The 14204-nt window shown below is 64.7% G+C and carries 13 protein-coding genes; 8 read left to right on the forward strand and 5 right to left on the reverse strand.

Annotation, left to right across the window (positions count from 1 at the left end; translation table 11 throughout):
* The first annotated feature begins 29 nt into the window (after positions 1–29).
* Genes mbhE through mnhG form a run of 7 tightly spaced genes read left to right on the forward strand, consistent with a single transcriptional unit; the run spans position 30 to position 6661 of the window.
* Positions 30–2714 (forward strand): hydrogen gas-evolving membrane-bound hydrogenase subunit E, encoded by a 2685-nt coding sequence (gene mbhE / locus J1N60_RS08930; RefSeq protein WP_312912378.1) that lies wholly within the window; start codon positions 30–32, stop codon positions 2712–2714.
* Positions 2711–3175 carry an MnhB domain-containing protein gene (locus J1N60_RS08935; RefSeq protein ID WP_312912379.1) on the forward strand — a complete coding sequence of 155 codons (465 nt, stop codon included), beginning with the start codon at positions 2711–2713 and terminating at the stop codon, positions 3173–3175. The genes mbhE and J1N60_RS08935 overlap by 4 nt, the downstream gene beginning before the upstream one ends.
* Positions 3172–3543 carry a sodium:proton antiporter gene (locus tag J1N60_RS08940; protein WP_312912380.1) on the forward strand — a complete coding sequence of 124 codons (372 nt, stop codon included), beginning with the start codon at positions 3172–3174 and terminating at the stop codon, positions 3541–3543. The genes J1N60_RS08935 and J1N60_RS08940 overlap by 4 nt, the downstream gene beginning before the upstream one ends.
* Positions 3540–5207 (forward strand): complex I subunit 5 family protein, encoded by a 1668-nt coding sequence (locus J1N60_RS08945; protein ID WP_312912381.1) that lies wholly within the window; start codon positions 3540–3542, stop codon positions 5205–5207. Before J1N60_RS08940 ends, J1N60_RS08945 begins: the two co-directional genes overlap by 4 nt.
* Positions 5207–5911, forward strand: coding sequence for a Na+/H+ antiporter subunit E (locus tag J1N60_RS08950; RefSeq protein ID WP_312912382.1), 705 nt, complete (start codon positions 5207–5209; stop codon positions 5909–5911). The genes J1N60_RS08945 and J1N60_RS08950 overlap by 1 nt, the downstream gene beginning before the upstream one ends.
* Positions 5889–6233 (forward strand): MrpF/PhaF family protein, encoded by a 345-nt coding sequence (locus J1N60_RS08955; protein WP_312912383.1) that lies wholly within the window; start codon positions 5889–5891, stop codon positions 6231–6233. Before J1N60_RS08950 ends, J1N60_RS08955 begins: the two co-directional genes overlap by 23 nt.
* Positions 6230–6661 carry a monovalent cation/H(+) antiporter subunit G gene (mnhG, locus tag J1N60_RS08960; RefSeq protein WP_312912384.1) on the forward strand — a complete coding sequence of 144 codons (432 nt, stop codon included), beginning with the start codon at positions 6230–6232 and terminating at the stop codon, positions 6659–6661. Before J1N60_RS08955 ends, mnhG begins: the two co-directional genes overlap by 4 nt.
* A 39-nt stretch (positions 6662–6700) precedes the next feature.
* Here mnhG and J1N60_RS08965 read toward each other — a convergent pair whose 3' ends face one another.
* The 5 genes from J1N60_RS08965 to J1N60_RS08985 all read right to left on the reverse strand — a co-directional run bounded on the left by J1N60_RS08965 (position 6701) and on the right by J1N60_RS08985 (position 13137).
* Complete coding sequence (locus tag J1N60_RS08965) at positions 6701–7270, reverse strand: SHOCT domain-containing protein (protein ID WP_312912385.1); 570 nt, start codon at positions 7268–7270, stop codon at positions 6701–6703.
* A gap of 129 nt (positions 7271–7399) precedes the next feature.
* Entirely contained in the window at positions 7400–9841 is a 2442-nt protein-coding gene (locus J1N60_RS08970; RefSeq protein ID WP_312912386.1) for a PAS domain-containing sensor histidine kinase, read from the reverse strand.
* A 128-nt stretch (positions 9842–9969) separates the two neighbouring features.
* Positions 9970–10362, reverse strand: coding sequence for a DUF6176 family protein (locus tag J1N60_RS08975; RefSeq protein WP_312912387.1), 393 nt, complete (start codon positions 10360–10362; stop codon positions 9970–9972).
* 231 nt (positions 10363–10593) lie between these two features.
* The gene (locus J1N60_RS08980) at positions 10594–12771 is read right to left on the reverse strand and encodes a DHH family phosphoesterase (protein WP_312912388.1); all 2178 of its coding nucleotides are present in this window, start codon (positions 12769–12771) and stop codon (positions 10594–10596) included.
* 99 nt (positions 12772–12870) lie between these two features.
* The gene (locus J1N60_RS08985) at positions 12871–13137 is read right to left on the reverse strand and encodes a hypothetical protein (protein ID WP_312912389.1); all 267 of its coding nucleotides are present in this window, start codon (positions 13135–13137) and stop codon (positions 12871–12873) included.
* A 331-nt stretch (positions 13138–13468) separates the two neighbouring features.
* On the opposite strand from J1N60_RS08985, the gene J1N60_RS08990 reads away from it, so the two are divergent.
* Positions 13469–14191 carry a metal-dependent hydrolase gene (locus tag J1N60_RS08990; protein ID WP_312912390.1) on the forward strand — a complete coding sequence of 241 codons (723 nt, stop codon included), beginning with the start codon at positions 13469–13471 and terminating at the stop codon, positions 14189–14191.
* Positions 14192–14204 lie beyond the last annotated feature (13 nt).

Raw genomic sequence — 14204 nt, forward strand, 5'->3', positions numbered from 1 at the left:
ACGGCCTCGTCTTATCGTCGGCGTATCGCATGTCTCCCGACCTGTTGGTCGTTCTCGCGGCGGTTTTTCTCCCCTTTCTGGCTGCCGGCTTCGCCCCGCTGTTCGTTCGCCTCCTCGAGGAGCGAACGGGCTACGTCGGCGCCCTCGTTGCCCTCTGTTCGTTCGGCCTGCTCGCCACCCAGTACGAGACGGCGACGACCGATCCGGGGACGGTCGAGCTAGCCTGGATACCCACTCTCGATATCGCGCTCCGGTTCACCGTCGACGGCTGGGGACTGCTGTTCGCCCTGCTCGCGAGTGGCATCGGTGTCCTCGTCTTCTCGTACTCGCCAGCGTACGTTCGCGGGTCGGACGGGCTGAGCCGCTACTACGGCGCGTTGCTCGCGTTCATGGGCTCGATCATCGGCGTCGCGCTGGCGGCCGACCTGATCGCGATTTTCGTCTTCTGGGAACTCACCAGCATTTGGTCGTTCCTCCTGATCGGCTACTACACGTCGGATCCGGGTTCGACGCGGGCCGCTCGTATGGCCATGATCGTCACCGCCGGCGGCGGCCTGTTCTTGCTGGTCGGTCTCCTCCTCCTCTCGCTGGTCGCCGGCGACGCCATCGGCCCGACCGCCGCGTTCGACCTCGCGGCGATGCTCGAGGATCCCGACGCGATGGAGGCGGGCCTCCGCGAACGGGGGCTGTTCCTCCCGGCCCTCGGCCTGATCGCCGTCGGCGCGGCGTCGAAGTCCGCGCAGGTCCCGCTGCACTTCTGGTTACCGAACGCGATGGCCGCGCCGACGCCGGTCTCTGCCTTTTTGCACTCCGCAACGATGGTCAAGGTCGGCGTCTACTTCGTCGGCCGGGTTCGACCGATCTTCGTCGGCTCCGAGTGGCTCCTCCTGTTCGTGACCCTCGGCCTGACGACGATGGTCGTCTGTGCGGTCCTGGCGCTGGCGTCGACGGACATCAAGGAACTGCTCGCGTACTCGACGGCCAGCCACCTCGGCCTGATGATCGCCGGCTTCGGGGTCCCGTCGTATCTGGGGGCCGAGACGGGCGTCTTCCACCTGCTCAACCACGCGCTGTTCAAGGCCGCCCTCTTCCTCATCGCCGGCATCGTCGCCCACCAGATGGGGACCCGGCGCCTTTCGGAACTTGGAGGGCTCCGTCATCACCTGCCGATCACGGCCGGAATGACGACCATCGTCGCCCTCTCGATGGCCGGCATCCCGCCGTTCAACGGCTTCTACTCGAAGGAACTGCTCTTCGAGGCGGTCCTCGAGGTCGGCACCTACCACGACGTCGGCGTCCTCGAGTGGATCTACCCGGTGGTCGCCGTCTTCGGGAGCATCATTACGGTGCTATACTCGCTGCGGTTCCTGTCGATTTTCTTCGGCGATCGCGTCTCCACGCCCGAGCACGCGGGTCGACCGGCGATCCCGCTGCTCGCGTCGCCGGCCGTCCTGACGCTGCTCGCCGTCGTCGTCAGCGTCGACCCCGACCTCGCCGTCCAGGCGATCGTCCAGGCGGGCTTCGACGCGACGGCGACCGATCCCCACGAGATGCACGTCGGACTTCCCACGTCCCTCAGCCTCCCCGTCGGCATGAGCGCGGTGACGATCGCCCTCGGCGTCGGCCTGTTCCCGTTCGTCGACCGACTCCACCGCGGAGCAATCGGACTCGTCGGCCGAACGCGTGCCGTCAACCCGTCGCGCTGGTACGACGGCACCGTCGACGGCCTCGAGGTCCTGGCCGACCGGCTCGACGCGACGGTTCACGACGGCCTTCTCCGGACCTACGCGACTTGGACGCTCCTCGGCATCTGCGCGCTCGTCCTCGGCGGCTTCGTCGCGACCGGCGCGATCACGCCGTTCGAACTCGGGACGGACGTGCGACTCGAGGTCGCCCTGATCCTGCTCGTCGCAGTGCTAGCGAGCGTCGCCGTCGTCGTCGCCCGAAGCCACGTCTCCGGGGTGCTGACGCTCTCGATCCTCGGGTTCATGCTGGCGATCTTCTACATCCTGGCGAGCGCGCCCGACCTCGCGTTGACCCAGCTAGTCGTCGAGACGCTGGTCCTCGTGCTCTTCTTGCTCGTCATCGAGGAAGTTCCCGAGTTCGTCGAGACGGGCCGATCGCTGGTGGGGGAGGTCCGGGACGTCGGCCTCTCGATGCTCGTGGGCGTGACCGCCTTCGTCACCGTCGTCGTGACGACCGGCGCCCGTCCGGACGGCACGACTGAGGTCGCCCGCCAGTACGTCCAGTGGGCCGTGCCGGAGGGCGGCGGGACGAACATCGTCAACGTCACCCTCGTCGACTTCCGGGGATTCGACACGCTCGGCGAACTCGTCGTGGTCGCGCTCGCGGCTATCTCGATCTCGACCCTGATCACGATGCGCTCGAACACCGAACGGACGGGCGACCGGGCGAAGCGAGCGCGACTCGAGGCGGACGACTATCCGGACGATGTCGACGTCCTCGAGCGCGGGCTCGGGGGCGACGCGCAGGGGTTCTACACGACGACTGGTGAGACGGATGTGGACGGAGACACGGACGAAGAAACCGGCGACACAGAGACGGATACGGACATCGACGCGGAAACTAACGATTCAGAGACGGATACGAACGTGGACACGGAAACTAGCGATACAGGAACGGGTACGGACATCGACGCGGAAACTGGTGACACGGACACGGACACAGACGACTCGAGAGGTGACGACCGATGACCACCGTAATCATGCGGACCACCGCCCGCGTCGTCGTCCCCATCATCCTGGTCGTCGCCGCCTCGCTGTTCGTCGAGGGCCACAACCTCCCCGGCGGCGGCTTCATCGGCGGCGTCCTCGCGGCCACCGCCTTCGTCGTCATCTACCTCGCGTTCGACCTCGACTTCCTCGAGCGCGGCGTCCTCGGACGCGATGTCGAACCCGGCGGGCCACCCTCTCGGGATCGCGTCGTCCTCGCCTACCGTCGACTGTTCGAGTACGGGCTGGCGATCGCCGTCGTCAGTGCGCTGGTCCCTATGGCCCTCGGCTACCCGTTCCTCAGCCAGACGTTCCGCGAGTTCGAGGGGGTCCCGCTCTACCACCACGTCGAGATCGCCAGCGCGCTGGCGTTCGACTTCGGGGTCCTCTGTGTGGTACTCGGGGGCCTCCTGACGATCCTCTCGGTGGTGGGAGACGAATGACCGCCATCGTCGTCGCGACCGTGGTCGGCGCGCTGTGTGCCATCGGGACGTACCTGCTGCTCCAGCAGGACCTCGTGCGCGTCGTCTGGGGGCTGTCGCTGCTGGGCCAGGCGGCGAACGTCTACCTGCTGGCGATGGGGAATATACTTCCCGCTAGCCCCGACGCAGTCCCCGTCCTGGCGGGCCACGGCGAGCCTCCGTCGGGGGTCACCGACCCGTTGGTCCAAGCGCTCGTGTTGACGGCCATCGTCATCGGCTTCGGGATGACGGCGTTCGCCCTGTTCCTCTCGTACCGGGTGTACCAGGAACACGGGACGCTCGCGCTGGCCGAGTTGGCCGAGGCGGACGAGGCAGGTGATCGACGATGAGTGTGATCGCGTCCTGGACGCCGATGCCGGCGGCGATCGGGGCCGACGCGGCCTCCACCCTCGTCGTCGCCCCGCTCCTGATCGCCCTCGTGACCGGCGTCGCCAGCCTGCTCGCCGGTCGCCAGCACCGCGGCCGGATCGGCGTCAGCCTCTTCGGCGCGCTCGCGTACCTGCTCGCCGTGGTGGCGATCGACTGGTACCTCGTGCTCGCGCCCGACGCCCCGGGGATCGCGACCTACCAGGTCGGCGGCTGGCCCGCCCCTTTCGGGATCACGCTGGTCGTCGACGGCCTCTCGGCGTTCATGCTGACGATGGTCGCCGTGATCGGGATAGCCTCGCTGCTCTCCTCGATCCGCGTGTTGCCCGACCTCGACCGCCACCGGTACTACTTCCCGCTGTTTCACTTCCTGATGGTGGGCGTGACCGGCGCCTTCCTCACGGGCGACCTGTTCAACCTGTTCGTCTGGTTCGAGGTGATGCTCATGGCCAGCTACCTCTTCGTCGCCTACGACGGCGGTCCCCTTCAGACCCGGGCGGCGTTCTGGTACGTCAGCCTCAACCTCGTCGCGAGCGCCGTCTTCTTGCTCGGTGTCGGCGGCCTCTACGCCACGGCGGGGTCGCTCAACATGGCCGACCTCTCGAGGCGCCTCGCGGAGCCAGCGGCCTACGGTATCGACCCCGTGCCGGTAGTCGGCCTCTTCGGCCTCCTGCTCGCAGTCTTCGCCATCAAGGCGGGGCTCGTTCCCTTCCAGTTCTGGATTCCGTCGGCGTACCAGGCCGCGCCGCCACAGATCGCCGCCCTGCTGGCCGGGGCGACGAAGAAGGTCGGTATCTACGCGATCATCCGGCTCTCGTTCACCGTCGTCGGCGACGCGCCGGTCGACGTCTCCCTCGCGGTGCCGTTCACGGGCCTCGAGCTAGCCGGCGACTCGCCACTCGTCTTCGTCGGCGCGGCGCTGTTCGCCATGGCTGTCGCGAGCATCTTCGTCGGCGGACTCGGCGCCGTCGGCGGCCGCTCCATCGAGTCGGTGCTGGCGTACTCGAGCATCGGCCAGGTCGGGTTCATCGCGCTCCCGGTCGCCATCGCGGCGGCGGTCCCGGAGCTCCGGACTCTGGGTATCGTCGCCGCGCTCGTGTACGCGCTCAACCACACCCTCGCGAAGGGGCTACTCTTCCTCGCGGTCGGGGCGGTCCGGACCGCGACGGGAACGAGCCGCCTCGCCGAACTGGGCGGCCTGGCCGGGCGCAGTCCGTCGCTCGCGGTACCGTTCTTCGTCGGCTCGCTCGCGCTCGTCGGCATCCCGCCGCTGTCGGGCTTCTTCGGGAAGTTCCTCGTCTTCGACGTCGCCGCGCGCACGGCCTCGAGCGCGCTCGTGATCGTGGTCGTCGCCGGGTCGGTGCTGTCGCTCGTGTACGCGACGCGCCTGTGGACGCGGAGCTTCTGGGGACCGCCGTCTACGGCGGTCGAGACGGCGGTGACCGATCACGTGCAGGCGGCCGTCCTCCTCGCGCTCGCGCTCGCGATCGTCGGCGTTGGCGTCGGCTTCGAGCCCGTCTACGCCTTCGCCGAGGCCGGAGCCGAGGCCGCGCTGGACGCCGACGCCTACGTCGAGGCCGTCGATCCGGCCGACGAGGTCTCGACGGGATCCGGGGGTGACCACTGATGCGGACCAGAACCTGGCCCCTCGCCGGTGTCGTCTTCGCACTCCTGTGGGTGTTCGTCCGCGGCGTCACCCTGACGCCGTCTGCCGTCCTCGGACAGCTGCTCCTGGGGCTCGCCGTCGGCTTTCCCGTCGCGTTCGTCTTCCGTCGGCTCTACGACGAGTGGGTCGACGTCCCGCGGAGCGTTCGCGCGATTCCGTCCGCCCTTTCGTACCTCGGGATCTTCACCTGGGAGATCCTACGGGCGAACGTCGACGTCACGAAACGCGTCCTCTCGCCCTCGATGCCGATCGAACCGGAGGTGTTCCTGTTCCCCATGCGCGTCGAGACCGACCTCGCGATCACGACCATCGCCAACAGCGTCTCGATCACGCCGGGGACCGTCACGCTCGACTACGACGGCGAGACGAACGCGCTCTACATCCACGCGGTCGACGGCCGCGACCCGGAGGCGATCGCCAGAACGATCAGGACGTGGGAGGAGTACGCACTAGTGATCTTCGACGAGCGAGCGAGCCCCGAGGATCCGACGCGGAACATCGTCGTCTCCGGCGGCACTCGGGCGAGCACGCCGACCCCGCCCGACGAACGCGCCGACGAGACCTCGGCGGTGAACCAGTTGCCAGCGGACGAGCTGGCCGAGGAACTCGAGGCCGCCGACAGAACCGAGCGGGAGAACGGAAATGGAGGCGATAGTCGTGACTGACCCCGCCCTCCTCGAGGTGCTCTCGGCCACGCAGCCGAGCGCTCCGCCGGCCGCACTCGAGACGACCGTCCGCGCGGCGCTGGTACTCGCGGGTATCCTGTGCGTGCTCGCGAGCTATCGCGTTATCCGCGGGCCGACGGAACCGGATCGCGTCATCGGACTCGACGCCATCGCGACAAACGTGGTGGCAATCGCCGTCCTCGTGGCCCTGCTGACCGATCGCGGGTTGTTCATCACCGTGAGCCTCGTCCTGGCGATCATCGGCTTCATCGCGACCGTGGCGGTCGCGAAGTTCCTCACCGAGGGGGAGGTGATCGAGTGATCCGAACGACGATCGTAATCGCGCTGGTCGTCGTCGGGACGTTCTTCCTGACCGTCGGCACCATCGGCCTCCTGCGATTGCCCAACGTCTACAACCGGATGCACGCGACGAGCAAGCCGACGACCCTTGGAACCGCCTCCATGTTCCTCGCCGGGTTCGTCCACTTCGGTCCGGGCGCCGAAGGACTGACCGCGCTCGTCGGCATCCTCTTTCTGTTCCTGACGATTCCGACGGGTTCGCACATGATCGCCCGCGCAGCCGAGCGCATCGGGGTTCCCTTCGTCGAGGGCGTCACCTGGCCCGATCCCGACGCGCTCGAGCGACCGCCCGAACGGACCTGGGACGAACGAGCACTCGATCCTGGCGACTCGAGGCGATACGAAACTGGCGCGAACCGGCCAGGAGAGTCTGGCGAGTCCAAGGACTGACTTCGCTTCCCGCAGTCGATTCTCGTCGGATCGAGTCGATCACTTGCGTTCGCGTTCGCGTTCGTGCTCGTACTCGTACTCGTTTTCTCGCTCGAGCGATCGCTCCCGTTCGCCCGGTTCCGACCTCTCCTCTGTCGATTCGTCACGTTCGCGCCCCCAGACCTCGGCGTCCTCGAGCGTCTCGACCTCGAGCAATCGCTCGAGTTTGTGTTCGAACTGCGCGTCGGTCAACTCGCCGGCGGCGTACCGGGTGCGAAGCGTCGCGAGCGCGTCGGCCCGGTCTTCTGACGACGGAGTTCGAGATGCGGGCTGTCGTTGGTCGGGCTCGCGTGTGCCGGTTGTGCCAGTTTCGTCCGTGTCGTCGGAGTCGGTCGCCCAGTTCGATTCGCGCGCTTCGTCCGATTCATCCGTTTCGTCCGCCTCATCCACGTCGTCGTCGAAGAGCATCGACACCACGGGAACGACCCCGACGTACCCGACGATGAGCACGGCGAGCCACAGGTCACCGCCGATATCTCCGACGAGCAACCCGAGCCAGAGACCGGTGACGAGCGTCGACGCGATGCCGGTCGCGTTCGCTCGAAATCGCTCCCATAGATCCTCGTCCATGTACACGCCTGCGTCCTCTCAGTAAAAAGACGTTTCTCTCGATGGGAAATTCGTGTCCGTGCGGTTCGGTGAAATGGCACCATTTCGTTGTGCATCCCCTCGCCAGGCGCACACCGCTATCTTTGGTCCCTACTCGGTAGTGTCCGGTACCGGAATGGACAACGAAAACGTCGCTCCCCCACCTGGCTCCGAATCGACCCAGATGTCGCCGCCGTGGCGTTCGACGATTCGCTTACATAGTGCGAGTCCGATCCCCGTACCGGCGTATTCTTCCTGCGTGTGGAGTCGCTGGAAGACCTCGAAAATTCGATCCTGGTCCTCTGGGTCGATTCCAATTCCTTCGTCACAGACCGACACGACCCACTCGTCACCGTCTCGTGTGGCTGAGACGTGAACGCGTGGCGGTTCGTCACCGCTGTATTCGATAGCGTTATCGAGCAAGTTCTGGAATAACTGGCGAAGCTGACTCGCGTCACCCTCGATCTCTGGGAGATCGTCAATCGTGACGTTGGCGTCGTGTTCTTCGATCTGGAACTGGAGATCAGCCAACACGTCCTCGACGATCGCGTCAAGTTCCACCGATTCGAACGCATCACCCTCCGTCTGGATACGGGAGTACTCAAGCAAGTCCTGGATCATCGACCGCATTCGGTCAGCACCGTCGACCGCGAACTCGATGAATTCCTCGCCGTCCTCGTCGAGTTCGTCGGCGTAGCGGTTCTCGATCAACTGGATATAACTCGAGACCATCCGTAACGGCTCCTGGAGGTCGTGAGAAACCGCGTACGCGAACTGCTCGAGGCGCTCGTTCGACTCCTGGAGTTTCCGTTCGTACGTCTTTCGTTCGGTAATGTCACGAGCTACACCGACCACTCTGGTCGACCCGTTATCGTCCTGTACTGGGTAGCCAGGCGCTTCGATCCACCGTACGTTTCCGTCTCGAATAATTCGAATTTCCTCGTGCTTTGGCTCACCTGTTTCGAGGGCCTTCTCGATACCCTGCTGTGCTCGTTGTCGATCGTCCGGATGAATTACGTCGACGAATTCCTCCCACGATTCGACTGTCGTCCCATAGAGCGATTCTTCGGAGGGATAGAACGACGCTTCGTCGTTCTCGACGTCCCAGTCCCAGACGACCGAATCGGTGGCATTGAGAGCGAACTCCATCCGGTCTCGGATGCGCTGGAGTTCCCACTCTCGTTCTTTTCGTTCGGTGATGTCCTGAACCGCGCCACGAAGCAAAACGACTTCACCGTCGTCGACGTCGGGATCGCCCTTGACGTGAAGCCAGCGTATCTCGCCATCGGGCGTTCTGAACCGAACCTCTACGTCGAACGACTCGCCGGTGTCGAGTGCCTCCTCGACGGCGTGTTCGATGATCGGTCGGTCCGCCTCGTTGTAGACGTCGAGGGCTTCGTCCAGCGGTGGTTCGTCGTCGTCGGGTATCCCCAAAATCTCGAAGAGGTGGTCGGTCCAGAACACCTCTCGAGTGTCGGTGTCGATCTCCCAGCCGCCGACGTCCGCGATGCGTTCGGCCTTCTCCAGGAGTTCGCGCGTCAGTTCGAGCTCTCTCTCGCGCTCTTTCCGCTCAGTGATGTCCCGGAAATACACGGAGAGACCGGATTCGGAGGGATATACCCGGACCATCGCCCAGATCCCCAGTGGGTCAGAGTACCGCTCGAAGCTCGTCGGTTCCTGGGCGACCATCGTCGTTTTGAACTTCTCGAAGAGCGAGTCGGATTCGTCGACGTCGAGCACCTCCCAGGGTTTTCGCCCGAGAATTTCTCCTTCCGACGTGCCGAAAAACGTCTCGGCGCGCTCGTTCACGTATTCGAACCGGAACTCGTCGTCGAGCGCGTAAAACGCGTCGTCAATTCGATCGAAGACGTCGTCGAGTTCCCGTTTGAATTCGTCTCGCTGCTGTTCGAACCGGTTTGCCTGCTGCTCGAGTTGCTGTTCGTACTCGTGCCGTTCGGTCATGTCGCGCGTGACCTTGGTAAATCCTCGAAGCGTGCCCTCCCTGTCGCGAATAGCCGTGATCGTGACGTTTGCCCAGAACCTCGAGCCATCCTTGCGGACCCGCCACCCCTCGTCTTCGACACGACCCGCTGTCGCTGCGGTTTCGAGATTGTGATCGGGCACCTCGTCGGCGATATCGTCCTCGGTATAGAACGTCGAGAAGTGTTCGCCAACGATTTCCGCTTCGGAATAGCCCTTGATCTGCTCGGCCCCTTCGTTCCAGGTGACGACCGACCCCTCGGGATCGAGCATGAAGATCGCGTAATCTTTGACCGCACTCACCAGAGCGCTGAACTGCGTTTCGTCCTGGTGTGGATCGTCAGCGAGATCGTCCGAAGCCTTCCACCAGACCCTACTCGAGTCGCCTCCCTGTTTGGTCTGAATTTCACCCCGTTCAGCGAGGGCCTCCAGGCAGTGACGGACGGTTTGACGGGGACACTCGAGTGCCTCGGCGACTTCCTCGGTGAACACTGGCGTCGATGGCTGTCCGGTCCGACTGAAGAACTCCTGGATATCCTCTATCGTCCGTTCCGGCGGTCCAGGGGAAACCATTGCTTCCGGATATCGCTGTGACACTAAAAAGTTGATGTTCTGGGTATCGTTTCTGACAGATCGGCCCTCTCTACGCACACTACGTGGACTGTTTATCGAATCTCAGCACGATCCAGGGCGCGAGTGTATTAGGACTCCTCGATGTACTGGTGAACAGCAAAGTCGTTCGGACGTTCGGGACTCACGCCGTGTAGCAGGGGTTCGAAATCACCACTCTCGTTCGGGTCTTCCAGGACGTCCTCCATCATCGTATCCTCGACGTCGTGCAACGGATGTGTCGAGGCGCGTCGAGCGTCGATGAGTTGGTCCATCGAGTCCGCCTCGAGATACCAGACGAAATAGTCGCCGTCCGAAGCGTGTTCGATAAACAACGATATCGTGTGGAGACTCTCCGCTGACCAGATATCCCGGACGCCCTGACTGTCGGCTTCGACTTCCTCGTCCATCTTCGCGATCCACTCGCGGAGGCGTTCGGTTTTGCCGGGGCGAATCTTCTGCTTACGGATGAAGATTTCAGCCATCAGGGACGAATTTACTTGGCAAGATGATAGTTGTTCTGGGGGCGAGGTGCACTCTCAAGATTCAGTGCGACCGCTCACACGAATCTCCGTCAAAGCGTTTCAATGGGGTCGTTTGTATGTGTCGGTGTAGACGTGGACGTATTCCGTATCCGTTGCCGTAGACGAATTCAGGAGACGTATCGCTTTTCGTATTCAGTACCGCTCGAGCCAAACGAGACGAGAAAAACTGACTTACGCGAGCGTCTCGCCGAGCGCCTCGAGCGCCGCCTCTCGAACGGCTTCGCGTTCGCCAGAGAGGAACTCGATGTAGCCGTCACGCCCGCCGACGACGGTGATGCCAGCATCGGGGACGGTGGTTTCGAGGGCCGCACCGAGTTCGCGGACGTTGACGTCGTCGTCCGAGCGCACGTAGAGTTCGTCCTCGCCGACGCCGAGGGTGACCGACTCCTCGCCGCGTCGGTGGAGTTCGTCGAGCAACAGCGTCGTCGTCGGGAAGTTAAAGCGGTGGATGAACGCCGCGGTGTCGATCACGGCGACCGAACGGCCGTCGACGTCGCGAACCTCGAGGTTCTCCCGGGCCGTCTCGAGTTCCGTCTCGAGTTTGGCCCGGAACTGGGCGGCGACGTGCGCCGCGAGGTTGCCGTCGCCGGCGCCGTCGAACAGCAAGTCGGCGACGAGTTCGCGCTTGTCCTTGTAGGACTGGTAGTACGCCTCGAGGGCGACGGCCTCCCGTCGCTCGGCGCAGTCCTCGGCGTCGTAGCCGGCGTTTTCCGCCAGGTCGGCGTAGGCTTCCGGAACGTCGCCCCAGAAACTCACGGCGGGCAGGTGCTCCAGGTCAGCGCGCACGTCGTCGTTGACGTGGGCGGCGACGTTCGCCGCGAGCGTGCTCGTGGTGATCGCCGAGAGGTCGCTACTGGCGTCTTCGTCGGCGAGCGACGGCGAAACCACGACGTCCACGGCATCGGCGACCGCCGCGTCGGCGCGACTGTCGTCGATCACGAGTCGATCGGCGCCGTAGATGTCGAGCAGTTCGAAGCCGTCCAGCGAGTCGGTCGTCGACCCGGCGTCGACGAGCACGATCAGCGGCAACTGCTCGCCGTGGCGGTCGCGGGCCTCGAGCATCGAGGTCACGTCGCCCGTGGCGGCGTCCATGTCGTAGACGTGGCCGTCGAGCGGGCGGCGTTCGACGTAGTGGTAGACGGCGTCGTCGCGGGTGTGTTTCTCCTCGATCAGCGGTAGGATGGCGCGCTCGAGGGCGGCGCCGGCGACGTAGCCGTCGGCGGTCGCGCTGTGACGGACGACGATGGGGCGGGCCTCGACGACCGCACGGCGGATGGCCGTCGCGGCGTCGACGATTTCGTCCTCGACCGTCTCGACGATCGGGTCGTCGACGAGCGGGGCGACGATGGTTGGGCGCGCCTGCTGATCGATGGCGTCCTCGAGGCGTTCGGTGACGGTTTCGCGGTCTTCGCCCTCGAGTACCTCGAGGGTCTCCGTTTCGATCTGGAGGTCGCCGTAGTGGCGTTCGACCTCGCCCTCGAGGGTGACGACGTCGCCGATCTCGACGGTGGGGTAGGCGCGGACGCCGGCCTCCTCGAAGGCGGCGCACTCGACGGTGCCGGTCTCGTCGCTGAGTTCGAAGACCGTCGGGCCGCTGGTCTGGCGGACGCCCGTGATCTCGCCCTCGAGTCGGACGATAGAGCCGACCTGATTCTCGATCGTGTCGATCGTGGTCCGATTGAGCGGGGTCGAGGGGGTCGCTTCCTCGGTCGTGGTTGCTGCGTGGGCGCTCGAACTCGAGCCCGGACTCGAAGTCGAACTCGGTTCCGTGTTCGAACCGTGACCAGCGTCGTCGCTCGAGGTCGAGGCCGAGGTCGAGGTCGATGCAGCGGCTGACGCTGGCGTTGACTGCTCGTCGGCGGTCGACGTCGTCTCGGTGTCGGTGTTAGCGTCGGCCGACACCTCGGCGGTATCGGTCGACTGCGTCTCGTTCGTTTCGTCAGTGGACTCGGCACCGTCGTCGGCTCGCTCGTCCGGCAGGACGTTGCCGTCGGGGGTCTGGATGACCTTCCCGCGGAACTCGCGGTCGTCCTGGCGGATCGACCAGCCGAGGTCGATGTTGCCGTTGTCTCTGACGTCCAATACTTGTACGTAGACCGGATCGCCCGGCTCGAGATCGAGACTCTCGAGGCGACGATCCAGCTCGCTTCGATGGAGCAAACCCGTGACGTGGTCTCCGATGTCGACGAAGAGACCGAAGTCAGCGTAGCCGTCGACCGAACCCCGGTAGTACCGGGAAGTGACGAGCTCCGACGCGGAGGTGCCTTCGAATTCGAAGGCGACGTCCTCCTCGTGGAACTCACACACGTGGTCGTCGACGGGTTTGCCACAGATGATACAGGTACCCATCTACTTCACACAAGCAGGTTCGTCCTAAAACGGTTGTCGAAATCCACTCGCGTCGTGACGGCGCGAATCGTTCGCCGAAATCGATAGCCGTGGGCGCGATCACTCTTCGAAGACCGGTGATTCCGCCTCGAGCGCCTCGAGGTCGTCTGCGATCGCGCGAGCCTCCTCCGGAAAGAGCGCGGCCTGGAGTTTGTTTCCGTCGTCGTCCTCGAAGACGAGTTTGACGCGCTTGTCGCCGAACTCGCGGGCCTCCGCACTGGAGACGTCGAACAGTTTCGCGGTCGCGGACTTGTTCGTCGGGCCGACGTTCTTCACCGAGCCGTCCTTGAGTTCGATCGTGAAGTCTTCGAGCGAGAGGGTGAGCATACGCTGTACCCTCGTGGCGACCGCTGTAAAGATTGATGATTGACGGTGTGTGGTACTCGTTCGGCCCACGTCCGGGACTCGACCGTCCGTCGACAGTAGGCCAATAAAAGACACGGCAACGCCGTGTTTCGCTCCCGGTTCGCGCGAACCGGTAGTCCCCGTCTCCCTGATCGGTTTGACCGCGTGGTGTGTCAGCAGTGCGGTCACCGACTATCGAGCACATCGCCACATAAATATTTGTGATCGTACGCGCCTGCGGCCGGCGTGAGGATCCGGCCGGCACACGGTCGCGCCCACCTTTATGCCGATAACGCGAGTAGGTTGACCCGCAATGGAGCTCACCTGGCACGGCCACTCGACGTGGCACGTCACCGTCGGCAGTACCGACCTGCTGATCGACCCGTTCTTCGACAACCCGAAGACGGACCTCGAGGCCGACGACCTCGAGTCGCCGGACTACGTGTTGCTCACCCACGGCCACGCCGACCACATCGCTGACGCTGGCGCCTTTTCGGATGCTACGCTCGTGGCGACCCCGGAACTCGTCTCCTATTGCCAGGACGAGTTCGGCTTCGAGGACGCCGTCGGCGGCATGGGGATGAACATCGGCGGGACCGTCGAGTGTGGCGACGCCTTCGTCACGATGCACCGCGCCGACCACACCAACGGCATCATGACTGACTACGAGGACTCCGCGGGAATGCCGGGCGGTTTCGTCGTCTCGGACACGAAACCGACTCAGGTCGAAGACGAGGAGTCGACGACGTTCTACCACGCCGGCGACACCGGCCTCATGACCGAGATGCGGGAGGTCATCGGCCCGTACCTCGAGCCCGACGCCGCGGCGCTGCCCATCGGCGACCACTTCACGATGGGGCCTTGGCAGGCCGCCATCGCGGCCGACTGGCTCGACGTCGACTACGCCCTGCCACAGCACTACGACACGTTCCCGCCGATCGAGCAGGATCCCGACGACTTCGCCCGCGAGGTGAAAGCGGCGGGGAGCAGCGCAGAGGTCGTCGCTCTCGAGGGCGACGAGACGTTCGACCTGTAAGGACAAGCTACCG

The organism is Natronosalvus caseinilyticus (assembly GCF_017357105.1).
Classification (GTDB): Archaea; Halobacteriota; Halobacteria; order Halobacteriales; family Natrialbaceae; genus Natronosalvus; species Natronosalvus caseinilyticus.

What these genes read in the sequence shown, in the direction of transcription:
- mbhE (WP_312912378.1), top strand. Translation starts at nt 30, where the DNA reads ATGTCTCCCGACCTGTTGGTCGTTCTCGCGGCGGTTTTTCTCCCCTTT.
- J1N60_RS08935 (WP_312912379.1), top strand. Translation starts at nt 2,711, where the DNA reads ATGACCACCGTAATCATGCGGACCACCGCCCGCGTCGTCGTCCCCATC.
- J1N60_RS08940 (WP_312912380.1), top strand. Translation starts at nt 3,172, where the DNA reads ATGACCGCCATCGTCGTCGCGACCGTGGTCGGCGCGCTGTGTGCCATC.
- J1N60_RS08945 (WP_312912381.1), top strand. Translation starts at nt 3,540, where the DNA reads ATGAGTGTGATCGCGTCCTGGACGCCGATGCCGGCGGCGATCGGGGCC.
- J1N60_RS08950 (WP_312912382.1), top strand. Translation starts at nt 5,207, where the DNA reads ATGCGGACCAGAACCTGGCCCCTCGCCGGTGTCGTCTTCGCACTCCTG.
- J1N60_RS08955 (WP_312912383.1), top strand. Translation starts at nt 5,889, where the DNA reads ATGGAGGCGATAGTCGTGACTGACCCCGCCCTCCTCGAGGTGCTCTCG.
- J1N60_RS08965 (WP_312912385.1), bottom strand. Translation starts at nt 7,270, where the DNA reads ATGGACGAGGATCTATGGGAGCGATTTCGAGCGAACGCGACCGGCATC.
- J1N60_RS08970 (WP_312912386.1), bottom strand. Translation starts at nt 9,841, where the DNA reads ATGGTTTCCCCTGGACCGCCGGAACGGACGATAGAGGATATCCAGGAG.
- J1N60_RS08975 (WP_312912387.1), bottom strand. Translation starts at nt 10,362, where the DNA reads ATGGCTGAAATCTTCATCCGTAAGCAGAAGATTCGCCCCGGCAAAACC.
- J1N60_RS08980 (WP_312912388.1), bottom strand. Translation starts at nt 12,771, where the DNA reads ATGGGTACCTGTATCATCTGTGGCAAACCCGTCGACGACCACGTGTGT.
- J1N60_RS08985 (WP_312912389.1), bottom strand. Translation starts at nt 13,137, where the DNA reads ATGCTCACCCTCTCGCTCGAAGACTTCACGATCGAACTCAAGGACGGC.
- J1N60_RS08990 (WP_312912390.1), top strand. Translation starts at nt 13,469, where the DNA reads ATGGAGCTCACCTGGCACGGCCACTCGACGTGGCACGTCACCGTCGGC.